The 23,932-nt window shown below is 60.7% G+C and carries 21 protein-coding genes; 10 read left to right on the top strand and 11 right to left on the bottom strand.

Annotation, left to right across the window (positions count from 1 at the left end; all coding sequences use genetic code 11):
- Nucleotide 1: 1 nt before the first annotated feature.
- The 6 genes from DY201_RS25985 to DY201_RS26010 form a co-directional block, all read right to left on the bottom strand.
- Nucleotides 2-1,534, bottom strand: a complete 1,533-nt coding sequence (locus tag DY201_RS25985; protein ID WP_115734204.1) for a sugar ABC transporter ATP-binding protein — start codon at nt 1,532-1,534, stop codon at nt 2-4.
- A complete protein-coding gene (locus DY201_RS25990; RefSeq protein ID WP_115734205.1) occupies nt 1,531-2,706 on the bottom strand; it encodes a Gfo/Idh/MocA family protein in 1,176 nt (391 codons plus the stop codon). Before DY201_RS25990 ends, DY201_RS25985 begins: the two co-directional genes overlap by 4 nt.
- A gap of 12 nt (nt 2,707-2,718) precedes the next feature.
- Nucleotides 2,719-3,774, bottom strand: coding sequence for a sugar phosphate isomerase/epimerase family protein (locus tag DY201_RS25995; protein ID WP_115734206.1), 1,056 nt, complete (start codon nt 3,772-3,774; stop codon nt 2,719-2,721).
- A 165-nt stretch (nt 3,775-3,939) separates the two neighbouring features.
- Entirely contained in the window at nt 3,940-5,250 is a 1,311-nt protein-coding gene (gene xylA, locus DY201_RS26000) for a xylose isomerase (RefSeq protein ID WP_115734207.1), read from the bottom strand.
- Nucleotides 5,251-5,339: 89 nt separating this feature from the next.
- Entirely contained in the window at nt 5,340-6,365 is a 1,026-nt protein-coding gene (locus tag DY201_RS26005) for a LacI family DNA-binding transcriptional regulator (RefSeq protein ID WP_115734323.1), read from the bottom strand.
- 482 nt (nt 6,366-6,847) lie between these two features.
- Complete coding sequence (locus DY201_RS26010; protein WP_115734208.1) at nt 6,848-7,249, bottom strand: host attachment family protein; 402 nt, start codon at nt 7,247-7,249, stop codon at nt 6,848-6,850.
- A 563-nt stretch (nt 7,250-7,812) separates the two neighbouring features.
- Here DY201_RS26010 and DY201_RS26015 point away from each other — a divergent pair.
- From DY201_RS26015 to DY201_RS26030, 4 genes are all read left to right on the top strand, one after another.
- Nucleotides 7,813-8,340 (top strand): Spy/CpxP family protein refolding chaperone, encoded by a 528-nt coding sequence (locus DY201_RS26015; RefSeq protein WP_115734209.1) that lies wholly within the window; start codon nt 7,813-7,815, stop codon nt 8,338-8,340.
- 252 nt (nt 8,341-8,592) lie between these two features.
- Nucleotides 8,593-9,153 (top strand): Spy/CpxP family protein refolding chaperone, encoded by a 561-nt coding sequence (locus DY201_RS26020; protein ID WP_115734210.1) that lies wholly within the window; start codon nt 8,593-8,595, stop codon nt 9,151-9,153.
- Nucleotides 9,154-9,188: 35 nt separating this feature from the next.
- Nucleotides 9,189-9,890 carry a response regulator gene (locus DY201_RS26025; protein ID WP_115734211.1) on the top strand — a complete coding sequence of 234 codons (702 nt, stop codon included), beginning with the start codon at nt 9,189-9,191 and terminating at the stop codon, nt 9,888-9,890.
- Nucleotides 9,891-9,907: 17 nt separating this feature from the next.
- Nucleotides 9,908-11,179 carry a sensor histidine kinase gene (locus DY201_RS26030; protein ID WP_115734212.1) on the top strand — a complete coding sequence of 424 codons (1,272 nt, stop codon included), beginning with the start codon at nt 9,908-9,910 and terminating at the stop codon, nt 11,177-11,179.
- A gap of 406 nt (nt 11,180-11,585) precedes the next feature.
- Here DY201_RS26030 and DY201_RS26035 read toward each other — a convergent pair whose 3' ends face one another.
- From DY201_RS26035 to DY201_RS26055, 5 genes are all read right to left on the bottom strand, one after another.
- Entirely contained in the window at nt 11,586-13,187 is a 1,602-nt protein-coding gene (locus tag DY201_RS26035; protein WP_115734213.1) for a GMC family oxidoreductase, read from the bottom strand.
- A gap of 13 nt (nt 13,188-13,200) precedes the next feature.
- On the bottom strand, nt 13,201-13,950 hold the full coding sequence (gene cnbZ / locus DY201_RS26040) for a 2-amino-5-chloromuconate deaminase CnbZ (RefSeq protein WP_115734214.1): 750 nt from the start codon (nt 13,948-13,950) through the stop codon (nt 13,201-13,203).
- A gap of 126 nt (nt 13,951-14,076) precedes the next feature.
- Nucleotides 14,077-14,940: a fumarylacetoacetate hydrolase family protein gene (locus DY201_RS26045; protein ID WP_115734215.1), complete on the bottom strand. Its 864-nt coding sequence runs from the start codon at nt 14,938-14,940 to the stop codon at nt 14,077-14,079.
- A 128-nt stretch (nt 14,941-15,068) separates the two neighbouring features.
- Complete coding sequence (locus DY201_RS26050; RefSeq protein ID WP_115734324.1) at nt 15,069-16,511, bottom strand: aldehyde dehydrogenase family protein; 1,443 nt, start codon at nt 16,509-16,511, stop codon at nt 15,069-15,071.
- Between the two features lie 22 nt (nt 16,512-16,533).
- Complete coding sequence (locus DY201_RS26055) at nt 16,534-17,694, bottom strand: amidohydrolase family protein (RefSeq protein WP_115734216.1); 1,161 nt, start codon at nt 17,692-17,694, stop codon at nt 16,534-16,536.
- Between the two features lie 191 nt (nt 17,695-17,885).
- On the opposite strand from DY201_RS26055, the gene DY201_RS26060 reads away from it, so the two are divergent.
- From DY201_RS26060 to DY201_RS26085, 6 genes are read left to right on the top strand one after another with little or no spacing between them, the layout of a single operon-like run.
- The gene (locus tag DY201_RS26060) at nt 17,886-19,130 is read left to right on the top strand and encodes an ABC transporter substrate-binding protein (protein WP_115734217.1); all 1,245 of its coding nucleotides are present in this window, start codon (nt 17,886-17,888) and stop codon (nt 19,128-19,130) included.
- 45 nt (nt 19,131-19,175) lie between these two features.
- Nucleotides 19,176-20,162, top strand: coding sequence for a carbohydrate ABC transporter permease (locus tag DY201_RS26065; protein WP_245432174.1), 987 nt, complete (start codon nt 19,176-19,178; stop codon nt 20,160-20,162).
- Entirely contained in the window at nt 20,155-20,982 is an 828-nt protein-coding gene (locus DY201_RS26070; RefSeq protein ID WP_115734219.1) for a carbohydrate ABC transporter permease, read from the top strand. The genes DY201_RS26065 and DY201_RS26070 overlap by 8 nt, the downstream gene beginning before the upstream one ends.
- A 10-nt stretch (nt 20,983-20,992) precedes the next feature.
- On the top strand, nt 20,993-22,066 hold the full coding sequence (locus DY201_RS26075) for an ABC transporter ATP-binding protein (RefSeq protein ID WP_115734220.1): 1,074 nt from the start codon (nt 20,993-20,995) through the stop codon (nt 22,064-22,066).
- A complete protein-coding gene (locus DY201_RS26080) occupies nt 22,066-22,758 on the top strand; it encodes a TetR/AcrR family transcriptional regulator (RefSeq protein ID WP_245432175.1) in 693 nt (230 codons plus the stop codon). The genes DY201_RS26075 and DY201_RS26080 overlap by 1 nt, the downstream gene beginning before the upstream one ends.
- Nucleotides 22,755-23,852 (top strand): D-TA family PLP-dependent enzyme, encoded by a 1,098-nt coding sequence (locus DY201_RS26085; protein WP_115734221.1) that lies wholly within the window; start codon nt 22,755-22,757, stop codon nt 23,850-23,852. The genes DY201_RS26080 and DY201_RS26085 overlap by 4 nt, the downstream gene beginning before the upstream one ends.
- Nucleotides 23,853-23,932 lie beyond the last annotated feature (80 nt).

Genomic DNA, 23,932 nt, shown 5'->3' on the forward strand with positions numbered 1-23,932 from the left:
CTCAAGCCGCCTCAGAAGGTTTTACGCCCGTCGCAAGCACGACGATCTCTCGCTCGTTCATGTGTTTGCCGCTCACCTCATCGGCGATCACGCCCTCGCGCATCACAACGATGCGGTCAGAGACGCCGATCAGTTCTGGCATTTCGGAAGAGACCACGATCACCGACTTGCCCTGCCGGGCGAGGTCAGCGATGAACATGTAGATCTGCTCTTTGGTGCCGATGTCGATGCCGCGCGTCGGCTCGTCGATGATGACGATGTTGGGCTTCAGCAGCATCATCTTGGCGATGAGCAGTTTCTGCTGGTTGCCGCCGGAAAGCTGGCCGGCCAGCAGGTCCTTGTTGCGGGTGCGAATGTCGAATTCGGCGATCGCCTGATCGAGAGCGGCGCGTTCAGCCTTGCGGTCAAGCATCATGCCGCGCACGAATTTCTTCAGGCCGGCCAGCGTCAGGTTCACGCCGAGGGCCTCTTGCAGCAGCAAGCCTTTGCCCTTGCGATCTTCGGAAAGATAGACGAGGCCCGCCTTCATGCTTTGCCTGGCATTGGCGAAGGAAACCGGCCTTCCGTTCAGACGGATCGTGCCCTTTGCGGGACGCAGGCCGACGATGCCCTCCATCAATTCGGTACGCCCGGCGCCGACAAGGCCGGCGAAGCCGAGGATCTCGCCGCGCCTCAGTTTGAACGAGGCGTTGCGGGCATAACCGGGCACATCCATGTTCTCGACTTCGAGGACATAGTCCTCGCCCTCAGGCGCGACATGATCGGGATATAGCTTGGACACGTCGCGGCCCACCATCAACTGCGCCATGTCGAGCGGTTCAAGGCCGGCTGCGTCACGAGTGGTGACCAGCTTGCCGTCGCGCAGCACGGTGACACGGTCGGCCAAGGTCTTCACTTCCGGCAGGCGGTGGGAAATGTAGAGGACCGCCGCACCCGATTTGCGGATATCTGAAATCACCTTGAGCAGCGCATCGGTTTCAATCGGCGTCAGCGACGCCGTCGGCTCATCGAAAATGACCAGCCGGTGCGGCACCAAAAGCGCGCGGGCAATCTGCACCAATTGGCGCTGGGCGATCGAAAGGCGGCCGACGACGGTTTTCGGATCGATATTGGCGCCTAGGTTGCGCACGGCCTTGGCCGCACCCGCATTCATGGCCTTGTCGTCGACGCTCAAGCCCTTTTTGATCTCGCGACCAAGATAAATATTCTGCGCCACCGTCAGGTCCGGCGCCAGCAGGATTTCCTGATGCACCAGCACGATGCCACGATGCTCGGCGTCCACCGGTCCGCTGAAGGCGACGGTCTCGCCGTCAATGGTGAGTGATCCGCGCGTCGGCGCAAGATGGCCCGCGAGGATCTTCAGCAGGGTGGATTTGCCTGCGCCGTTCTCGCCGATGATGGCGTGCACTTCACCGGAGCGGATATCCAGTGAGATGTCCTTCAGAACCTCAACACCACCAAACGTCTTAGCCAGCCCATGTCCGGCCATGAAGCCCTTGTGGCCCTGCGACGGAGAGACGACGGACATGGTCATCCGATCTTTGTCCACACGTTGCCGGCTTTTGATGAAGCGACGGAGGCTTCGATGAACTTCATACCGTCAATGCCGTCGTCAACGGTCGGGTAAATTACATCGGCGTCGGGCTTATTGCCTTCGCGCGCTGCGCGGATGGCGCGGGCTGCTTCTGCGTAGATGGTGGCGAAACCTTCGAGATAGCCTTCGGGGTGGCCGCTCGGAATGCGCGTGACGCGGGTCGCAGCGGGGCCCGCGCCGGACCCGGCACGGGTGAAAAACTGCTTCGGCTTGCCGAAGGGCGTGAACCAGAGATAGTTCGGGTCGGCCTGCGTCCATTCCAGGCCGCCCTTTGTACCGTAGACGCGCAACTTCAGACCGTTTTCGTTGCCGACAGCCACCTGGCTTGCCCACAGCATGCCGCGCGCGCCTCCATGATAACGAAGCAGGATTTGCACGTCGTCGTCGAGAGTGCGGCCCTCGACGAAGGAGGTCAGTTGCGCCAGCACCTGTTCGCTCTTCAGCCCGGTGACGAAGGCTGCCAGGTTATAGGCGTGGGTGCCGATATCTCCGATCGCACCGCCAGCACCGGAGCGCTTGGGGTCGGTGCGCCATTCGGCCTGTTTGGAGCCTAAGCGTTCCGCGGGCTCGGTCAGCCAGTCCTGCGGGTATTCTGCCTGCACGACGCGGATTTCGCCGAGATCGCCATTGGCGACCATTTCGCGCGCCTGCCGTATCATCGGATAGCCGGTGTAATTGTGAGTCAATACAAACAGCTTGCCCGACTTCTTCACCAGCGCGGCGAGTTCTTCGGCCTCCTTGACCGTGGTGGTGATGGGCTTGTCGCAGATCACATGGATACCAGCCTCAAGGAAGGCTTTGGCAGCAGGCGCGTGCATGTGGTTCGGCGTCACGATGGAGACGGCCTCGATGCCATCAGGGCGGGCAGCCTCCGCTTTGGCCATTTCTTCAAACGAACCGTAGGATCGGTCGGTGGGAAGGCCGAGATCGGCAGCCGAGGCCTTCGCCTTTTCGACGCTGGACGACAGCGCGCCGGCGACCAGTTCATACTGGTCGTCGAGCCGCGCGGCCATGCGGTGGATAGCGCCGATGAAAGCGCCCTGTCCGCCACCAACCATGCCCAGGCGAATGCGGCCGGCGCCAGCTTCTTTCTTGCTTGCTTCAATTGCCATGTCGCGTTCCCCTCAGCTCAGGCCGAGCATCTTGCGATTTGCGGCGTCGTCGGTGCCGGCATTGGCGAAATCGTCAAAGGCGTGTTCGGTGACGCGGATGATATGCGCCTTGATGAAATCGGCGCCTTCGCGCGCGCCGTCCTCGGGATGCTTCAACGCGCATTCCCATTCCAGCACCGCCCAGCCGTCGAAATCGTTGGCGGTCAGCTTGGAAAAGATCGAACCGAAATCGACCTGGCCGTCGCCCAGCGAGCGGAAGCGTCCAGCGCGGTTGACCCAGCTCTGGAAGCCGCCATAGACCCCCTGCCGACCCGTCGGGTTGAACTCGGCGTCCTTGACGTGAAACATGCGAATACGGTCGTGATAGATGTCGATGTAGTCGAGATAGTCGAGTTGCTGCAGAACGAAATGCGAGGGATCATAGAGCAGGTTGGCGCGGGCGTGGTTGTTGACGCGTTCGAGGAACATCTCAAAGGAGACGCCATCGTGCAGGTCTTCACCCGGGTGGATTTCGTAGCAGACGTCAACGCCATTATCGTCGGCATAGTCGAGCAGCGGGGTCCAGCGCTTGGCCAACTCATCGAACGCGGCCTCGACCAAACCGGCCGGACGCTGCGGCCAGGGATAGACATAGGGCCAGGCGAGCGCGCCCGAGAAGGTGGCGTGGGCCTTGATCCCCATATGCCTGGAGGCGCGCAGTGCGCGCTTGACCTGGTCAACCGCCCATTCCTGACGCGCCTTCGGATTGCCACGAACCTCCGGGGCCGCAAAACCGTCAAACGCGGCGTCATAGGCGGGATGAACCGCAACCAGCTGACCCTGCAGGTGGGTTGAGAGCTCCGTCACTTCCAGACCATGCGAGGCGGCGACGCCTTTGATCTCGTCGCAATAACCCTTGGAGCCTGACGCCTTGTTCAGATCGATCAGCCGCGCATCCCAGGTCGGAATCTGGACACCCTTGTAACCAAGGTCAGACGCCCATTTGCAGATTGAGTCGAACGAGTTGAACGGCGCTGCGTCGCCGGCGAACTGCGCCAGGAAAATGGCCGGGCCCTTGATCGTCTTCATGAACTTCCTCCCGTGGCGCGCTCGCGCCGAAACGTCGCTCCAGATTGGGACAGCATGCCCAGTTCACCCTGCGAGCGGAATTGATGCCATCCTAAAGCCTGCGACCCACCTTCACCTTCCATGCCGCCAGCTCGCATACGCGCGTGTGACACCGTCGATTGCACCTTACACGTAGCGGTTGACGGTGTTTTCGAGCAGTTCCTGTCGGCCGGACTTGGGCTGCGGCTGAATCCTCTCCTTGACGACGCGCTCGGCCACTTCCTCAAGCGTGCGCTTGCCCGACAGCATGGCCTCACCCTCGGCGGTCTTCCAGCCGGAATAGCGCTCGGCCAAAGGCCCTGAGAGAGCCTTGTCCTCGATCATGCGCGCCGCAGCCTTGAGGCCGCGGGCGCAAGCGTCCATGCCGCCGATATGGGCGATCAGCAAATCCTGCGGATCGAGCGATTGGCGGCGAACCTTGGCATCGAAATTGGTGCCGCCCGTCTTCAGGCCACCGGCCTGGAGGATATGATAATAGGCCAGCGCCATTTCCGGCACGTTGTTCGGGAACTGATCTGTGTCCCAGCCCGACTGATAGTCGTTGCGGTTCATGTCGATCGAACCAAGGATGCCAAGCGAGCCGGCCAACGCCAATTCGTGCTCGAACGAGTGGCCGGCGAGTATCGCGTGGCCTTGCTCGATATTGACCTTGACCTCGTTCTCCAGTCCGAAGTCTTTCAGGAAACCATATACCGTCGCGACGTCATAGTCGTATTGGTGCTTGGTCGGTTCCTGCGGCTTCGGCTCGATCAGGATAGTCCCCTTGAAGCCGATCTTCTTTTTATAGTTGACGACCATCGAGAGGAAGCGGCCGGCCTGCAAGCGCTCCTGCTTAAGGTCAGTGTTGAGCAGCGTCTCGTAACCTTCGCGCCCGCCCCAGAGAACATAGTTTTCGCCGCCAAGCTTCATGGTGGCATCCAAGCAGGCCTTAACCGTGGCTGCCGCATAAGCAAAGACGTCAGGATCAGGGTTCGTCGCAGCGCCCCCCATCCAGCGCCGGTTCGAGAACATATTGGCAGTGCCCCAGAGCAGCTTCACGCCGCTCTTGGCCTGCTTCTCTGCAAAAATGTCGACGATCTCGTCGAGCCGGTCCTTGCTTTCGGCGAAGCTGTCGCCTTCGGGACGTACGTCAGCATCATGAAAACAGTAGTAAGGCGTGCCGAGCAACGAAAACATTTCGAAAGCAACATCTGCTTTCAGTTTGGCGTGTTCCATGGTGGGGCCAAACCAGGGACGGTCAAACGTTTGGCCGCCGAAGGGGTCGCCGCCTTCCCAGGCAAAAGAATGCCAGTAGGCAACGGCAAAGCGCAGATGGTCCTCCATGCGCTGGCCGAGTACCAGCTCGTCCTTGTTATAGAAGCGATAGGCCAAGGGACTTGCAGAGTCCGGCCCCTCGTACTGGATCGGCTTGATGTCACCAAAAAATCCGGTGGTCATGTCCTGTTCGGCCCCATTTCTGCATTTTCTGATGTACGTATATCAGGAATGATCGAGCACGCCAGAGGGCGCAGCCAAGAATCCGCCGATCAGGGGAGATTGTCGCGCAGGTATACCTCGATACGAATATGCTCCTGCCCCTCAATGAGGGTCCGCTGATCGGTCAGCGAACGGAGCGTCCGAATGGCGCTGCGGACCTCATGGCCGGCATCCTGATTGATGATGGCGTGGAACAAGCCGCTTTCCAACGCGGCTCGCGTATGGACGCTCAGTTCGTGCGCCACCACCATCGGACGCCTTTCGGCTGGCCGTTCGGACAATGCTTCGATCAGACCGAGATTGCCCGCGCCGATATTGTAAAGGCCGACAATATCCGGGTCGCGATCCAGGCACTCCTCCACGATGCGCCGTGTCGAGGTTCGGTCGTCCCGACCCTCGACCACCGGCAGCGCTTCCAGATTGGGATACTCGGTGCGGATGACCTGATCGAAACCCATGCGGCGCTCCACATGGTCGCGCACCAGCATGGAGCCGGCGACCAGCGCGATCTTGCCGCTCACGCCGCGCAGGAAGCGCCCGAGCAGGCTCGCCGCCGTGCGTCCCGCCGCGACATTATCGATGCCTACATAGCGATGGCGCTGAAAGGACGGCGCATCGGAGACAAGGGTGACAACGGGAACATTCGCGCTATGCAGCCGCGCCAATGCCTGACGCACCGGCGGCGCTTCGGTTGCGACCAACGCCACGCCGCCAATCTCGTTGGGGTCCAGCCCGTTGAGGATGTCGGCCAGTGCCTGCCCGTCAAAGGCGGGCGCCGTGACGACGCAAAGTTCGATGCCGTCTGGCGCCATCTGGCGACCGGCTTCGCGCGCTTCGCTCTCGAGCCTGCGCATGAAGGTGTTTGCGCCTTCGGGTATGATGAAGACGATGCGGTAGACGCGGCCCTTGGCCAGATTGGCCGCCGCCTGGTTGCGGACGAAGCCAAGCTGTCGAATGACTGCTTCCACGCGCTGCACTGTCGAGGCCCGAACACCTTCCCGGCCATTAATGACACGATCGACCGTTGCGAGGCTGACGCCGGCTGCGTGGGCGACGTCATGGACCGTGGGGCGCATTGCGACTTCCATATTTGAGTTACGTACATCATTACATTCGTTTGGATGTTTGCGTCAACGACGCAGCCAAAAGACAAATTATGCACGATGTCGGGCATCGCTCACATAATGGGCTCAGCAGCCCAGTGGAGAATTCGCATCTGGCGGGTCGACGTCGGGAACGAGGTGTGATCCGGTTCAATTCGGCATAACAATGTCAGTGCCTCGAGCGCAGCCACGGCCCGATCGGCCGATATCACGGATGCTATGATGGCGTTGGTTCGCCGGCCTTAATCTGCTTGGGATTGCGCTGATTGGCACGATCGCATTCATCATCCGGTGCGTTCCATTGTAGGATAACTGTCGCGCAGTTCGCAGGCGTCAGGCGACCACACGATCAAGGACGCCATGGCCGGCCTGCTTTCGAACGGGATTTCGATTGGGCCCTCGTCGAGCCTTCTAGGTATCGACCGGATGCCCCCCCTGGGCGGTTTCCCAAATAATCATCCGCCCGCAAGTGCTTTCTCGACATCCGCCTGCGAATGCCCTGTCAGGTCTTTCGCAATCTCGCCCAGAAGGATGGCGGACAGCGCCTTGTGGTAATGTTTGCGCATCTCGCCAAGAGCGCGGGGCGCTGCCACGATCACCACATGCTCGATCTCACCGCTCAGCGCCTGCTGATTGAGATGCTGGACAATTCCCGCTGAAAACTGATCCTCTCCAGCCTGACCATGGTCGGGGTTGGCAGCGCTTGCTTGCCGTCCCATGCTCGTACCTGCGTCTGCAGTGACAGCTTGGTGGGGCATTGCGACGAGCTTCAGACCTGCCTCGTCCCCCGTGTTGCGAAACAGATTGATCTTTTCGCCATCGGCGACGGCAACGACTGTACCTTTGGGCAGCAACATGTGCGGTTCTCCTGGTTAGGCGAGTTGCGTACTTGGAAACGGGAAAGTGCCGCTCAGGGGAGCAGCCTCAGGCCACGCTGATCGGAGGAAAAAGCCTCAGCCGGCAAATAGCGGCATCGGACACAACAATTTAACTCTAGCACGCCTGGGATCCCCGTGCTCGGATGAATGCCCGATTTCGCCGAAACAGCAATCCGGCACCCGATTTGGGACGATTGCCGGGAATGGCTGAACCAGGACCATTGCCTGCTCACAGGCTGGCTACGCGCGCAGCTTTGCAGAGCGGCTTGATGAGCATAGCTGAGATGCGGATGATGGAGGCGATGAGCTGGGCGCTTATATGGTCCGTTAAGCTCGTCAGGTGCTTCACTCGTCGGCCTGGCGTTCGACGCTGCCACTCCGGTTCAGCGTTTCCAAAGTCGCTCAAGCCGGTCGAACCGCGGTGGCGCGATGCTGCAGAGGAAGCTATCGACATTTTCGTTGATCCAGATCAGCGACAAGTCACTGCAGGGAGCTCAATCTCTTCAAGAGCACCCGGATAGCGCGGTGCGAAGGGATGTCAGATGACAAAGTTCTTCGCCAATGCCGCAGTCGTGATTGCAATTGGAGCCGCATTCGTCTCGCCGTCTCATGCCCAATCCCAACAAGGCATGATGGGAATGATGGGCGGCGGGTGCCCGACCGTTGGCATGATGGGACACGGACGCATGGGCCAGGGCGGATGGGGCGAAGGCAGGTTTGGCGGCCTGATGGGTCGCCAGCCGAAGATGGGCGCCATGGTCGAGGGGCGCCTAGCTTACCTCAGGGGTGAACTGAACATCACCGCAGATCAGCAGCCGGCATGGGACGCCTATGCGACTGCGGTTACGGAGCGCGTCGAACTCATGCAGGGCATGCATGAGGGCATAGCGAAGACCATGGGCACGGGGACTGCGCCGGAGCGCATGGATGCACGAATCTCAGGCATGGAGGCCATGCTGGAGTCAATGAAAGCCATGAAGCCCGCGACGGAGGGGCTCTACTCTGTGCTGAAAGATGAGCAGAAGGCGGTTGCCGATGAACTGATTGGCGGCGATTGCGGTGCCTTCTGACGGAGGGGGAAAGCTCATTGAGCTTCACTTTCGGCAAGCCGTTTAGCGTTGCCGATGGAAAGAGCGATTGAGCATGTGACTACCGCCTTTGCTGCCAAGGGGCTTCGGCGCCAGGTCAAAAGCGTAGTTGGAACCCCAGATGACAGGGAGGCACCTTCACATTTCTTTACACTCCCCCGTCACTCGAGAAACGTTGGTCCTCCAGTTTGGCGTTATCGCGGCTGCAAGTGCCGCCTAACCAAGGAAGCGATCATGGACAACGACAAGCAGAATATGCAGCCCCCATCGGCTCCGAAAACGGCAACTGGGTCGCGTGGCTGGGGACGGCGCATCGTCATCGGCGGCCTTGCTGCCGCAGCAGTCGCCGGCATTGGACTTGCTGTGGCCAACAGTGGCGACTTCGGAGATGGGCACGGAATGCCGCATTTTGGCCAGGGGCACCAGATGATGGGTGCTTCGATGGGCCGAGGTGGCTTCTCGGAGCGCCGGATGGAGCATATGATGGAGGATATCGATGCCACGCCGGAACAGTCGAAGAAGCTGAGGGAGCTCTTCGGTTCTGCCCGAGATGAGATCACTCCGATGCTCGACGACTTCAGGGACACGCGCAACACCGCTGCCGATATTCTGGGCGCGCCGACTATCGACCGGTCTGCGATCGAAACGTTGCGCAGTGAGCGCGTTGCCGCGATCGATGCCGCCTCGCGGAAAATGACGGCCACTCTGGTCGATGCAGCGGAAATCCTGACGCCAGAACAAAGGGCAAAGATGTTGGAGCATTTCAAGGCGCGCGGAGATCACGGCCGGTGGTAGGATTTCAACTGCAAGGTTGAAATCCGGAGAGCCCCATGGCGGAACAGGTGCTGATCATCGATGACGACACGCGCCTGTCCGCCATGATTGCGGACTATCTCTCGGGAAATGGCTACGCTATCCACACCGCTGCAACCGGGTATGCCGGCCTCGCCGATGTGCAACGGCGTTCGCCAGACGCGGTAATTCTCGACGTCATGCTGCCCGACCTGGACGGCTTCGAGGTCTGCCGCCGCATGCGCGCCGTATCTGACGTGGCCATTCTTATGCTCACGGCGAAGGGGGACGAGACGGACCGGATTATCGGGCTGGAGTTGGGCGCAGACGACTACTTGCCAAAGCCGTTTAATCCGCGCGAACTGCTTGCACGACTCAAGGCTATCCTGCGGCGGCGCCGTGGCGGCGATCTGGCCGCATCACGCATCCTTCGATCCGGGCGGCTTGAGATAGATCCCGGTTCTCGTTCAGTCCGTATCGATGGCCGCGATTGTCCGATGACCAGCTATCAATTCGATCTTCTCGTCACACTGGCGGAGAATGCCGGACGAGTGCTTTCGCGCGAGCAACTGATGGACCTTGTCAAAGGCGAAGAGCTCGAAGCGTTCGATCGCTCGATCGATGTGCATATTTCTCGGATCAGGGCGGCAATCGAGGATGATCCCAAACACCCGCGTCGCATCGTTACCGTGCGCGGCGCCGGCTATGTTTTCGCTCGCTTTCAGGACGATCAGAAATAAGTCGGGGCGAAATTGTGGTGCGCAACAGCCTTTTCCTCAAGATTTACCTTACGCTGCTGGCGAGCTTGGCAGTAGTCGCATTCACGAGTGCGTTTTTTGTCCGGCTGGGGCAGGACGAGTTGGACCGGGGATGGGGCGGCCGGCGTGACAAATTCATCGCCACAATGCTCCCGGTGACCGACGATCCGGCTATGCTCAAGACCACGCTTGACAGGCTTGCGGACGCTTTCGCAGCCGATCTGGCGCTCTACAACTCACATGACCAATTGATTGCCAGTGCCGGAGAGCCGTTCAAACTCGACGCGCCCGGCTCGCGTCAGTCACACGATGGCGAACGGCCGTTTGTAATTCGATTGGTGGATGGTCGTTCGATACAGGCACGCATGCCCTTGGGGCCGGGTGGACGAAACCCACTTGGCTACCTGGCAGTCATCGCCGGTGTTATTGGCCTTGCAGCCTATCCTGTGGTTCGCCATCTGACGCTGAGGTTGGAGGGTCTGCGCCGTGGCGTGGAAATCTGGGGAACTGGCGAGCTTGGAACGCGGGTTGCGGCGAGTGGCAGCGATGAAGTCGCAGCAGTCGCTCGCAGTTTCAACATTGCGGCTGATCGCATCGAACGTCTGGTCGACGCGCATCGATCCCTGCTCGCGAATGCCAGCCATGAACTGCGTTCGCCCTTGGCAAGGCTTCGCATGGCCATAGATCTCTACGAGCGTTCGGCCAATCAGGCAACGAAGCGAGAGATCGTGCACAGCCTCTCGGAACTCGACGGTCTGGTCGAGGAAATTCTGTTGGCCAGTCGGCTCGACCATGTCCAAAAACTGGACCATGTGGAAGCCGTCGACATGCTTGCACTTGCAGCCGAGGAAGGTGCGCGCAACGACGTTGCGGTCACCGGTTCGACCGCCATGATCTCGGGCGATGCGCGGTTGCTGAGACGCCTGGTTCGCAATCTGATGCAGAATGCGTTGTGCCATGGGGCTCCGCCGGTGGTCGCTGATGTCGAGACCGATGGGGCAATCGTGCGCCTGCGTGTCAAGGACCATGGCGAGGGCATTCCAGACGGCGAGGGCACACGGGTCTTCGAACCGTTCTACCGTCCGACGGGACGAAGCGAGAGCAAGGGCGGCTGGGGGCTTGGACTATCCTTGGTCCGCCAGATCGCTACTCACCACCGAGGGTCCGTACGCTATGAAAGGGTGCCGGAGGGTGGGGCGTGTTTCATCGTGGAATTTCCGGCGTCGAGCGTGGCGCAGCCAATCGCAAGACCAGCGCCGACGAGCGGTTGATCCGTCCTCTCAGCCCCGCTCTTCGCTTGGCGTGAAGATCCTTTATGAAAGGCGAATTGGCTCGGCTTCGTTGCAGTCGCATTAGCTTCTTCGGAGTTGGCGAGGTGTCCTTTCGCCGAAGAGCCGTCCTTGGCGCTTGGGGGCTTCCCCGTGGCCGCACGTTCTATTGCTGAGTTCAACGTGCGCAAAAAAGGTCATCCGTGACATGTATAGCTCAGGAGGCGAGGTCGCCTTCGACGGTCAGACTCAAGCGCATCGAAAGTCGAGGGTCAACTTCGCCAATTGGCCTATAAACATTTGAACGACTGCTTCGTCTCGCGCTCCCTATTTGAAGGAGTAGCTCGACCACCGCCGCCCGAATTCCATTGGCGCCAGCGCGTCACGCAGCTTCGTCCATTGCCATGATTCACGCGATTAACTGGGCTGCCTTTTCGGCGATCATCACCGCCGGGGCGTGGGTGTTGCCGGAGACGATCGTCGGCATGATCGAGCAATCGGCAATGCGGAGTCCATCGATCCCGCGCACGCGCAGTTGAGGATCGACCACCGCCATGTCTTCGCTGCCCATTCGTGCAGTACCGACGGGATGGAAGATCGTCGTGGCGATGTCGCCGGCGGCGCGGGCGAGTTCGTCGGGCGCCTGGATATGTGCGCCCGGCTTGAATTCCTCGGGGCGGAACTGGGCCATTCGTCGGGTTTCCATCAACCGGCGGGCGATCGTGATCGACGCAGCCGCAATCTCGCGGTCTCCTTCGGTAGAGAGATAGTTAGGCGCGATTTCTGGATGATCGTCGGGTCTGGGTGAGACGATGCGCACATGGCCGCGCGCCTCAGGCCTGAGATTGCAGACCGAGACGGTGATCGCCGGAAAGCTGTGCAGCGGCTGGCCAAAGGCTTCCAGCGACAGCGGTTGGACATGGAACTCGATGTTGGGTGTCGAAAAGCGCGCGTCCGACTTCATGAAGATGCCGAGCTGGCTCGGCGCCATGGACATGGGGCCGGAACGCTTGACCGCATATTCGAGCGCGATCAGTGCCTTGCCGGCAAGGCTCGCTTGGCGCTCATTGAGCGTCTTTGTTCCCGAAACCTTGAACGCCGTCCGGATTTGCAGATGGTCCTGGAGGTTCTCGCCGACGCCGGGCAAGTGGTGCACGACTTCGATGCCGTGACGTCCAAGCAGGCCGGCTGGCCCCACGCCCGACAGTTGCAGCAGCTGCGGCGTGCCGATAGCACCGCCTGACAGGATGAGTTCACGGGTTACCTTCACATGGGCAGGTTTGCCGGCGTGGCGCAGTTCGAGCCCAGTGGCCCGACGACCGGAAAACAGAATGCGTTCGGCCTTCGCATGGGTGAGGATGGTCAGGTTCCGTCGGTGCCGAACCGGCTTGATGAAGGCGCGCACGGCATTGAAACGGAAACCGGATTTCTGGTTCACCTCGAAATAGGATGAGCCAAAATTGTTGCCGTCGTTGAAATCCTCGACCTGCGGCACGCCGAGTTCTTCTGCAGCCTCGCGCACAGCGTCAAGGATCGACCAGCTCAGGCGCTGACGTTCGACCCTGAGTTCGCCGCCCTGGCCGTGGAACTGACCGGAAAGGGAGTGGTGGTCCTCCGACTTTCTGAAGAGTGGCAGGACGTCGTCCCAGCCCCAGCCCGGATTGCCGAGCTGGCGCCATTGATCGTAGTCGGCGGCCTGGCCGCGCATGTAAATCATGCCGTTGATGGACGAGCAGCCGCCCATCACCTTGCCGCGTGGGTAAGCGAGGGAGCGGCCGTTAAGGCCGGGCTCCGCCGCTGTCCGATAGCCCCAGTCCGTACGCGGATTGCCCATGCAGTAGAGATATCCGACCGGGACGTGGATCCAGTGATAGTTGTCCGAACCGCCGGCTTCCAGAAGCAGCACGCGCTTGCCGGGATCAGCGCTCAGCCGGTTTGCCAAAACGCAACCGGACGAGCCGGCCCCGACGATGACGTAGTCATAGCTGCCGATGTCAGTGCGCATGGTCATCCGACGAGCGCTCTTAGACGACATGTTCCGCGGCAACGCCCCGGAGATCCATCTCGTATTCCAGATCCACGACGGGCGGATTGTTGTAATGCCAGGTCAGGCCGGCGCGCGCAGCCCCGCGCCTGACGATTTCGTCGGCCAGGAACGGGTAGAGATTGTGCACGGTGTAGACCTGGACCGCCGTCGCATTTTCCCATCCGAAGCCCAGCGTGGCGGCACGACGTTCCATTTCCTCCAGCACGAACTGGGCCTTGGTGCGCAAGCCGTGGGGAGAGAGATCGCCGCGGCTGATGATGTGGTCGCGATAGGCCGCATGTCCCTCCGGCACTTCGGCGGAGCCGGAAATGACAAAGGATGGCGTGGCTTCGACGGTGGGCACCGTGAACGAGAAGGCATAGATCGACGGAACCGGCGGCGGAGCGATCTGCGGACAGACGTTGCTGCGCGCCACGGGATTGAGGCCGGTATCAAGCAAGCCCCACGCCTTCAGCGTCTCCGTGTAGCTGCTGTTGAAGGCAACAAAACCCTCTTCGCTAAATGGTGCCGGCGAGCGCAGTTCGCATGCGGCGAATGAGGTGAGGGGACGATCTGCAGCCGCGATGATCCTCTCGATCTCGACAAAACCTTCCTTCAGAGGCAGGGGATGGGTAAAGCGTACCCGTTCCAGGCGAAAGCCCGGCAATGCCGCCACGCCGCCCGAATATTGCGATACGCCTTTTATGAAACGGTAGCCGCCAGACGGAAATTCAATCACTTCGCCCATGGTGTCTCTCCTGAAAATGAAATGCCAGACGGGCCTGTCGCCGTCTGGTCTGAAACAAACGAACGTGCCCCTCGCAAAGTGCAAATCTGACCGACGAGGCAAGCACAATGCCCACGCGCATTGCCGCTAGGCGCTTTGGATGGTTTCACGCGCAATCCGGTTGTGCAGCAGGCCGACACCTTCGATGTCGACTTCGACCAGGTCACCTTCCTTCATGAAGAGGGGCGGCACGCGGGCGAAGCCGACCCCTCCGGGTGTGCCTGTCACAATCACGTCGCCGGGCGATAGTGGGGTGATGCTCGAGATGTAGGCGATCAACTGCGCTACAGAATGGATCATCTGGCTGGTACGCGCCGCTTGGACAGTCTCGCCGTTCAACCGGCAACTGATGGCCAGATCCTGTGGGTCGGGGATCTCGTCTGATGTGACCAGGAACGGCCCGAAGGCACCGGTTGCGGGGAAGTTTTTGCCCGGCAGGAACTGTGAGGTGTGAGTCTGCCAGTCGCGAACCGAACCATCGTTGTAGCATGAGTATCCGGCGACATGATCCAAAGCGGCATCCGCAGGGATGTTGCGGCCGCTTCTGCCGATGATGACGGCGAGTTCCGCCTCGAAGTCGAACTGGGTGGACACCGATGGCATCAACATCGGCTCGCCATGCGCGCATTGGGAGTCGGCGAAGCGGGCAAACAAGGTCGGATGCTGTGTCGGCGTATGGCGTGTTTCGACCATGTGGTCGTGATAGTTCAACCCTACACAGATGATCTTTCCAGGGTTGGGAATTGGCGCTTGCAGCTCAATGCCAGCCAGCGGAAGCTCGGCGCTGCGGTCGATCGCCTGCCTGCAGATGGTCACGAAGTCTTGCTCGGCGAGGAGATTGGCGAGCGTCGGAAAGCGGTCGCCAAGGACGCTGCTGATGTCGCGGATGCGGTCGTCCGCCACCACGCCATATCCGGCTCGGCCATTATGGAAATAGCTACAAAGTCGCATCGTTCCTCGCTGCGATTGGATTGTGTTCGGCCCCCGGGAAACGGGGTATGTTTGCGGGCGGCGCGAAGCCGCCATGTTCTTTATTGGTGGTCTGCGAACCGGGCGACCGACGCCGCCCGATCCGCCTCTCAGCTGATGTCGAAGGTGATCGTCTTGACGTCGGTGACTTCGCGCAGCGTGTGCTTACCGCCAAGGCGGCCCAGCCCGCTGGCCTTGCCCGATGCTCCGCCAAACGGCAGGTGCAGCTCCCAGTAGCAACTCGGGCTGTTGATGTTGACGAGACCGGCACGCAATTTCTCGCCGAATGAAAAGGCGCGGCTCAGATCGCGGGTGAACACGCTTGCCGCAAGTCCGTGCGACGAAGCGTTGGCCGTATCGAGCAGGTCGGCGTCATCAGCACAAACCACCAGCGGCGCTACGGGTCCGAAGGTCTCGGATGTGTTGAGCAGGGCCTGGCGGTCGACGCGCCCCATGACCGTGGGGTGGTACAGCAGACCCGCCCCTTTCTTTCCACCGGTGAGGATGTCGGCCCCGCGGGACAATCCGTCTGCCACATGTTGTTCGACCTTGGCTATTACCTGGGGGTTGTTCAGCGGCCCCATCGTCGTTTCAGCGAGAAGCGGATCGCCAAGGCGGATCTTCTCCGCAATGCCTGCGATGCGGGCAGCCAAAGCGTCGTGGTTCTTTTCGGTGACGAGAATTCGGCCGGTGGCGGCGCAGACCTGTCCGGCATTGAAGAAGCAGCCAAAGGCGGCGGCCTGTGCCGCACGATCCAGATCTGCATCATCGAGCACGACGACGGGTCCGTTGCCGCCGAGTTCCAGCAGCATCGGCTTGCCGGCACCACGCTTTGCAATGGCGCTACCGGTCTGTGGGCTGCCGGTGAAACCGATCCCATGCGTGCCGGGATTGGCGACGATCTCGTCGCCGACAACCGCGCCTGGGCCGAGGACAAGGTTTACCGCCCCGTCGGGAAGGCCAGCCTCCACAATGCATTCCATCAGCTTGACGGCACAAAGAGAGGTCGTTGGGGCGGGCACCCACACCACCGCGTTGCCTGCGGCGAGGCAGGGCGCGAGATACTCGACGGGAATGTTGATCGGGAAATTCCAAGGCGTGACGATCGCGTAGACGCCACGCGCTTGGCGAAAGCTTATCGCCCGTTTGCCAGGTGTCTCGACCGGGATGAACTCGCCTTCGAGCCACTTGATCAGTTCGCCAGCTTCCCGGAAACCGGTGGCGGCCGCATCGACCTCGCCATAGGCCTCTGACGCCAGCGGCTTGCCTTGTTCGCGTGCGAGCGTGAGCGCCAGTTCGTCGCGGCGCTTGTCGATGATGTCGGCGACGCGGTTGCAGAGGCGTGACCGGTCCCATGCCGACATTTTCGACAACGCTTTATGACCGGCTTCAGCCGCCTTGATAGCATCCTGCGCGTCCGAGCGGTCACCCTCGGCAAGCACTGCCAGGAGCTTGTCGTCGTAAGGCGATCGCGCTTCGAAAGTCTTGCCGCTGTGTGAAGGCGTCCACTTGCCCGCTATGAAATGGTGCGCCAGAACTACGCTGTGTTCCATCGTCATTGTTCCGCTTGGATTCTTACTGGGATTGCATGGGGTGGCTGCCGCCCGCCGGGTCGATCTGGCGACCCTTGACGATGAGGCGATCGCACACCAGTCTTGTCGAAACGTCGAGGCCTTCGCCGGCCGCGTCCCTGAAGGTCCAGGGTTCGTCCCGCCATTTCAGCACGGCAACATTGGCTTCGTCGCCGACAGCGATACGGCCGAGGTCGGGACGGCCGATCATTTTCGCCGGGTTGGCGCTGCCTGCGGCCAGAGCCGTCGTCTGGTCGACGCCGAGCGCAATCATCTTGTTGATCGTGGTCAGAAGGTCGTAGGCAGGACCGTTGACCGAAAGGGAATGGATGTCCGAACTGATCAGGTCGGGCACGAAGCCTTCAGCCAGCATCTCGCGGCAGACGCGGAAGGAAAATCCACCCATGCCATGGCCGATGTCGAAGTGTACGCCGCTCTCGCGAGCCCGCCATACCGCATCGCGGACGCGGCCATTTTCGGTGGCGGCATTCGGATCCGGGCGGCAGCAATGGGTGATGATGTCACCGGGGCGTAGCCGCTGCAGGACCTCCTCGATGGAAGGAGGGTCGAGGTCGACGTGGCACATGACCGGCAGGTTGAGCCGCTCGGCCACCTTGAGCGCAACTTCGAGAGCTGCGCCACCGTTTTCGCCGGAAGCTTTGCGGCCGGCCCGCACCTTGATGCCGACGATTTGCTCTGGATAGGCCTGCGCGGCTTCTATGCAGCTTTCGGCGTCGACGAGACGCATGTCGCAGCATTCGCCCACCATGACACGCTTCGAGAAGCCGAAGATTCCCGGAAACGAGATGTTGAGAAAGGCAAAGGCGTGGAAAGGCAGTGGCTCGAAGATGAACGTTTTCAGGCCTTCGAAATTTCCTGCCCCGGCCGAACCGGCGTCGACGAAGGTTCCTGTCGCGGACCGATGCGCAACCAGTTCGGGCCGGACGCCCAGAGAGGTGGCGCCCCAGTAGATATGGGTGTGGATGTCGGTCAGCGCTGGCAAAACGATTGCTTCTCGCGCGTCCACGACGATATCGTCCGGACGCGATAAGCCGGTGCCGATAGCGACAATGCGACAGTCGGCGATGGCGATGTCGGTAACGGTTCCGGGTGCGCCGCCGAAGGCCAGGACATGGCCGCCTTGTAGAACTGTTCGTCGTGCCATTGGCGAGTACTCGTCTCCAGTAGGGTTCCCGTATCGAGCCGGTGCTCAGGCTCCGGATCGTGCTGCGTTGGGTGATCGTCTGCACGATGAAAAGCACATACTGACCAGTCAGTCAATATTGACAATGACCCCGTTTTCATTCCAGATGGGTGCGTCATCCGACAACTTACAGCACCATTTGGGAGGCTCTGATGGGTAAGAAGTTTTGGGCCGCGCTGATCGTCAGCACGGCCACTGCAACTGCGCTGCTGCATTCCGGCAGTGCCTGGGCAAAGGACACCGTTCGGGTCCGCGTCGCAGAATACAGCACCAAGACCGGTCCGTTCTTTCAGGATCTGGCGGCAAAGTTCAACGCGGCGAATCCCGATATCGAGGTCACGGTCGAGCACCTGCCCTGGCCGGAGATGCAGCAGCAGCTGGTGAGCGACATTTCTGCCGGTACCGCCCCTGATGTCTCGCACATGGCGACGCGCTGGATGGCGGGATTTGCCAAGGACGGGGCGCTCGCCCCGATCGAAGGCCTGATGTCACCCGGCTTCGCCGATAGCTTTGTGCCAACCTATCTCGATCTGCAGAAGCAGGGTGACCATACCTGGGGGCTGCCGATTGCGGCATCCGCACGTGGGCTGTTCTACAACAAGAAGTTGCTCGAGCAGGCGGGGATCGCAAACCCGCCGGCAACCTGGGACGAGGCATTCGAGGCAGCCAAGAAGATCGATGCGCTGGGCGACGGGGTCTATGGCATCGGCGTCCAGGGCAGGGACCTCGATACCGAAGGTTATTGGTTCTACAGCCTCTGGACGCATGGCGGCAGCATTCTGGGGCCGGACGGCAAGAGCGGGTTCGCTTCGCCTGAGGCCGTGACAGCGACCAACAATTATCTGCGCATGATCAAGGCGAATGTCACCCAGCCGGGCGTTACCGGTTCCAGCCGCGAGGACCTGCAGAACCTCTTCGCCGCCGGAAAGATGGGCATGGTCCTGTCGGGTCCGTGGTTCAATGCGCAGCTCGCCGAACAGGGCAAGGATGTCGAGTACGGCATCAGCCGAATTCCGGTCGCAACGACCGAGGCGACCTATGGCGTCACCGATACCATCGCCGTCCTGGAATCCTCGAAGGTGAAACCACAGGCGATGAAGTTCCTGGAGTTCATCTTCAGCAAGGAAAACAGGCTTGAATTCGGCAAGCTCGAAGGCTTCGTGCCTGTCCTGAAGGCGGAATCGACCGAGCCCTTCTTCACCGAGAACCCGAAGATGTCGGTGTTCCTCGAAATGGGACCGACGGCAAAGTTCGCACCGCTGTTCCCGCGTTGGGAAGAGATGGCGGACGGCCTCAAGTCCGAGCTGTCCAGGATTTACGCCGGCGAGGTTTCGGCCGAGGAAGGCCTGAAGCAGGCGGCTGCAAAGATGGATGCGATCCTGGCCGAAGAAGAATAAGTCCTGAAATCGTCGCCCGCAGGCGATCCATTCTACTCAGGTGGCGTGACGACCACGCCACCGCTCTTCCTCAAAGGTAAAGCGCGTATGCCGGGAATTGAGATGACCGCCCCCAGAAGCGCCGCAAGCGCGGGCCGGTGGAGCAAGACGGGGCTACCGGGTCCGGCCTTCGCGCTGATCCTGATTGCACCCTGTCTGCTGCTTTCGGTCGCCGTGATCGGCTATCCGATATTCGACGTGATCCGTATGTCGCTCTTTGACGTAAGTCGTACTGGCGTTGTCCGCGATTTCACTGGTCTGGCCAATTTTGCCAAGGCCTTCGCCGACCCTGTTTTTCTGCAGGCTGCACGCCAGACCCTTGTCTGGACCGTCGCCGTCGTAGGCGGAACACTGCTGGTCTCTGTGCCGATTGCCTTGATCCTCAATGAGGATTTCTATGGCCGGACAATCGCACGGACAATCGTGCTGCTGCCTTGGGCCATTTCGCTGGCGATGACGGCGGTTGTATGGCGCTATGTCGTCAACGGAGATTTCGGCACTCTCAACATGACACTGGCCGCCCTCGGCCTGCCATTCGAAAACTATCCATGGTTGGCCGACGCCAGGACGGCGTTCCTCCTTGAGATACTGGTCGGAATTTTGGTGTCGGTGCCGTTCACCGTGACGATCCTCCTCGGCGGGCTGACGTCCATCCCGGAGTCCCTCTACGAGGCGTCTGCCATCGACGGCGCGTCGTCGACCAAGAGTTTCTACTTCATTACGATGCCGCTGCTGTGGCCGTTCATGCAGATCGCGCTCGTCCTCAACGTCATCTATGTTTTCAATTCATTCCCGATCATCTGGATCATGACCAATGGCGGCCCCGCCAACCGGACCGACATTCTGATCACCTATGTCTACAAACAGGCCTTCGCTTTCGGAAAGCTTGGCAACGCAGCGGCCGGTTCCGTGGTCATGTTCGCGATGCTGTTGGTCTTCGCCGTTGTGTACCTGTTTCTGACAAAAGCGCAGGGGGCTCGCAACGATGTCTAAAGCAAAGAAGAGTCTCGTTTGCTGGGCGCTGCTTTCACCCTTCCTCCTGGTCGTACTCTTTCCCTACGCGACGATGCTGTCGACGTCGCTGAAGCAGAAGGACGAGATATTCACCTTCCATCGGACCTGGCTGCCGCGCGAGTTCTATCTGGGCAATTTTGCCGAGCTCATTTTCGAGAAGGGATTTGGACGGGCATTGGCAAACTCACTTGCCATCAGCATCGGGGCCACCGTTTTGTCCCTCGCGGTGGCCATACCAGCCGCCTATGCGCTCACCCGGATGCGGGTTCCAGCCAAGGGCGCACTGACCAATTACCTGCTCATCACCCAGATGATCTCGCCGATCGTTCTGATCATTGGTCTGTTCCGGATGTTTGCCTATTTCGGCCTGGTCAACAGCCTGCTGTCGGTGATCATCGCGCACAGCGCCTTCTTCATGGCATTTGCCGTCTGGATGCTGCAGAGCTACTTCGCGACCATTCCGAAGGATCTCGAAGAGGCCGCGTGGATGGACGGCGCCGGCCGGTTCAGTGCCTTCATCCGCGTCTTCCTGCCGTTGTGCCTTCCCGGGATTGTCGTCACGGCAATCTTCACCTTCGTCAATTCCTGGAACGAGTATGCGATGTCGTTGACGCTGTTGCGCCAGGTCAGCCAGCAGACCGCGCCGGTTCAGATCGCGTTCCTGACCGGCACTCTCTACCAAATTGAATGGCATCTCATCATGGCCGCGACGTTGCTTGCGTCGGTGCCTGTCGCAATCGTCTTTGCAACCATCCAGCGCTACCTCATTGGGGGAATGGCGCTTGGTGGGGTCAAGTAGGAGGAGCTAAGTGGCTTCCATCAATCTCACCAACATCCGCAAGCAATATGGCTCGGTCACGATCATCGACGATGTCCATATCTCAATCGAGGATCGAGAATTCGTCGTCCTGGTAGGTCCGTCAGGGTGCGGCAAGTCCACGCTCCTCCGGATGATCGCCGGGTTGGAATCGATCTCGGGAGGGACCATCGCCATTGACGGCGAGGTGGTGAACGACGTTGGCCCGCAGCGGCGCGATTTGGCGATGGTCTTTCAGACCTATGCGCTCTATCCGCATATGACGACCGCGCAGAACATCGGCTTTCCCCTGAAGCTGCGGGGCGCCAGCCAGGATGATATTGGCCGTTCCGTCGCAGGTGTGGCAAACACACTGCATCTCGACGCGCTTCTTGACCGCCAACCACGCGCCCTTTCCGGCGGGCAGCGTCAACGCGTCGCGATGGGCAGGGCGATGGTACGGGAGCCGCGGGCCTTCCTTTTCGATGAGCCGCTGAGCAATCTCGACGCGAAACTCAGGCATCACATGCGCATCGAGCTGCGCCAATTGCACAAGTCGCTGGGCGCAACGTCCATCTATGTCACGCACGACCAGATCGAGGCGATGACCATGGCCGACCGGATCGTTGTCATGAACCGCGGCAAGGTCGAGCAGGTGGGTACACCACTCGAGCTTTTCGACAAGCCGGCAAATGTCTTCGTTGCCGGCTTCCTCGGCTCGCCGACGATCAACCTGGGCAGCGCAACGCTTTCGGCCGGAGGTGGATCAGCCAAGCTCGAATTCCATGCCGGCTCCGGTCCGATCGAGCTTGCCAACATTCCGCCGTCAGCTCACAAGGAGGTTGTGGCCGGGGTGCGCCCGCAACATCTGGAAGTTGTCTCTCCAGAGGGCGCTGGGCTCACGGGGACGGTTGATCTGGTCGAGCATACGGGGTGTGAAACCAACGTCATTCTTTCAGTTGGACCCGAGAAGTGGACGGTACAATCGCGGATCCGCCAGCATCTCGTGCAAGGAGAGCGTGTCGGGCTCGTCTTCGACCCGACCAACCTCCACCTCTTCGCAGCCGATACCAAGGAGCGGATATAATGGCAGCAATGCGTACTCACGGCTCCACCAGCGAAGCCAAGCCTGCGGAGGCAAGAAAGCGCGACCCCGAGCGCACCAGGCTTGTGATCATCGAGGCAGCTCGCGAGGAATTTGCCGAAAACGGCTACGATGGCGCACGCACGGATCGGATCGCCACCCGCACGGGCATGAGCAAGGGCGTTCTCTACCACTACTTCAGTTCGAAGGATGATCTATTCGTAGCCGTCCTGGAAGACATCTACCAGGAGCTTCGCTCGCAGAACGAAGCCCTGGTTCTGGACGAATTCGAGCCGGTAGACGGCATCCGCGAGCTCATCGCGCACACATACCAGTACTTCGTCGATCATCCTGAGTTCATCGTGCTGGTGAACTCCGAAAATCTGATGAAGGCCCAGCACCTTGAGCGATCGGAGAGCATCCGCAACATGTTTACACCCTTGTCGCGGCGCCTGAGCGAGTTGATCAGCCGCGGCCAGGAGCAGGGCATTTTTCGGTCAAACGTCGATGTCGTCGAACTATACATCTCGATCGTCGGCCTGGGCTATTTCTTCCTGGCCAATCGCTGGACCCTCGGCGTGGTCTTCAACCGTGATCTGTTGGGACAGGGTGCGGAAAAGGTGCGCCTGCAGCATATGACCGAAATGGTTCTCGACTATCTGCGCAACGTCAAATCCTTGGACGGAAAAGAATGATCGCTACGCCGCCGTTACTGCCGGATGCCGGGCCGCTGCGCTGGCGCGACGTTGTCGAAACGCCCGCGGTGCTGATCGACCTCGATGTCGTCGAACGGAACATCAGGCGCTGCCAGGAGCAGTGTGACAAGCTCGGCGTAACTGTCCGACCCCACATCAAAACGCACAAATTGCCGCTGCTCGCGCACGCCCAACTGGCGGCAGGGGCGGTTGGCGTCACGGCGCAGAAGATCGGCGAAGCCGAGGTCATGGCCGATGCGGGAATCGACGACATCCTCATTTCCTACAACATTGTCGGCCATCGCAAGCTTGAGCGGCTGAGGCATCTCGCCGAACGGTGCCGCCTTTCTGTGGTTGCCGATAGCGCCGAAGTCGTTGCCGGCCTTGCGCGTACATTCGCGGACGGAAAAAGCGAACTCGGCGTCCTGGTAGAATGCGATACCGGCATGCAGCGGTGTGGCGTCCTGGCCCCGGAGGCCGCGCTCGAACTGGCCCGGCAGATCTCCAGCTCCCCTGGCTTGCGGTTCGCCGGCGTGATGACGTACCCGGCTCCCGGCCAGGGCAATGCGGCCGGGGAATGGCTCGAGCGTGTTGCTGGCATCATTCGTTCTGCGGGGATCGAAGCCGAAATTGTGTCGAGCGGCGGAACTCCCGACCTATACGCAATGAAGCATCACACCAGCCTTACTGAGTACAGGCCGGGCAGCTACATCTACAATGATCGCTCGCTTGTCACTGCCGGCGCTTGCGGACCGGAAGATTGCGCGCTGACGGTGCTGACGACCGTCGTCAGTTCGCCCGCGCGAGGCCGCGCGATCGTCGATGCCGGTACGAAGGTGCTGACGTCCGATCTCTTCGGGATGAGCGGGTATGGCATGGTACTGGACCGGCCCGACAGCTCTGTCACGTCGCTGAACGAAGAGCACGGACGGATCGAATATGGCAGCGAGCCGATGCCTTCGGTGGGCGAGTTCCTGCGCATCATCCCCAACCACGCCTGTGTCGTCAGCAACATGGTAGATTGCGTACATCTCGTCAGGGGAGAGTATTACGTCCGGGCCGAGCCGGTGGCAGCGCGCGGTCGGATCACCTGAGTTCGCAGAACGGAACCGGTCTGCGTCCCTGCTGAATGGGCAACCTTAGAGAGACGTGGCCAACGTTCTATGGTTGAGAC

This window comes from Aminobacter aminovorans (assembly GCF_900445235.1).
GTDB lineage: Bacteria > Pseudomonadota > Alphaproteobacteria > Rhizobiales > Rhizobiaceae > Aminobacter > Aminobacter aminovorans.

What these genes read in the sequence shown, in the direction of transcription:
- DY201_RS26050 (WP_115734324.1), bottom strand. Translation starts at nt 16,511, where the DNA reads ATGGAACACAGCGTAGTTCTGGCGCACCATTTCATAGCGGGCAAGTGG.
- DY201_RS26080 (WP_245432175.1), top strand. Translation starts at nt 22,066, where the DNA reads ATGGCAGCAATGCGTACTCACGGCTCCACCAGCGAAGCCAAGCCTGCG.
- DY201_RS26015 (WP_115734209.1), top strand. Translation starts at nt 7,813, where the DNA reads ATGACAAAGTTCTTCGCCAATGCCGCAGTCGTGATTGCAATTGGAGCC.
- cnbZ (WP_115734214.1), bottom strand. Translation starts at nt 13,950, where the DNA reads ATGGGCGAAGTGATTGAATTTCCGTCTGGCGGCTACCGTTTCATAAAA.
- DY201_RS26045 (WP_115734215.1), bottom strand. Translation starts at nt 14,940, where the DNA reads ATGCGACTTTGTAGCTATTTCCATAATGGCCGAGCCGGATATGGCGTG.
- DY201_RS26060 (WP_115734217.1), top strand. Translation starts at nt 17,886, where the DNA reads ATGGGTAAGAAGTTTTGGGCCGCGCTGATCGTCAGCACGGCCACTGCA.
- DY201_RS26005 (WP_115734323.1), bottom strand. Translation starts at nt 6,365, where the DNA reads ATGCGCCCCACGGTCCATGACGTCGCCCACGCAGCCGGCGTCAGCCTC.
- DY201_RS26010 (WP_115734208.1), bottom strand. Translation starts at nt 7,249, where the DNA reads ATGTTGCTGCCCAAAGGTACAGTCGTTGCCGTCGCCGATGGCGAAAAG.
- DY201_RS25990 (WP_115734205.1), bottom strand. Translation starts at nt 2,706, where the DNA reads ATGGCAATTGAAGCAAGCAAGAAAGAAGCTGGCGCCGGCCGCATTCGC.
- DY201_RS25995 (WP_115734206.1), bottom strand. Translation starts at nt 3,774, where the DNA reads ATGAAGACGATCAAGGGCCCGGCCATTTTCCTGGCGCAGTTCGCCGGC.
- DY201_RS25985 (WP_115734204.1), bottom strand. Translation starts at nt 1,534, where the DNA reads ATGACCATGTCCGTCGTCTCTCCGTCGCAGGGCCACAAGGGCTTCATG.
- DY201_RS26085 (WP_115734221.1), top strand. Translation starts at nt 22,755, where the DNA reads ATGATCGCTACGCCGCCGTTACTGCCGGATGCCGGGCCGCTGCGCTGG.
- DY201_RS26020 (WP_115734210.1), top strand. Translation starts at nt 8,593, where the DNA reads ATGGACAACGACAAGCAGAATATGCAGCCCCCATCGGCTCCGAAAACG.
- DY201_RS26055 (WP_115734216.1), bottom strand. Translation starts at nt 17,694, where the DNA reads ATGGCACGACGAACAGTTCTACAAGGCGGCCATGTCCTGGCCTTCGGC.
- DY201_RS26070 (WP_115734219.1), top strand. Translation starts at nt 20,155, where the DNA reads ATGTCTAAAGCAAAGAAGAGTCTCGTTTGCTGGGCGCTGCTTTCACCC.
- xylA (WP_115734207.1), bottom strand. Translation starts at nt 5,250, where the DNA reads ATGACCACCGGATTTTTTGGTGACATCAAGCCGATCCAGTACGAGGGG.
- DY201_RS26025 (WP_115734211.1), top strand. Translation starts at nt 9,189, where the DNA reads ATGGCGGAACAGGTGCTGATCATCGATGACGACACGCGCCTGTCCGCC.
- DY201_RS26035 (WP_115734213.1), bottom strand. Translation starts at nt 13,187, where the DNA reads ATGACCATGCGCACTGACATCGGCAGCTATGACTACGTCATCGTCGGG.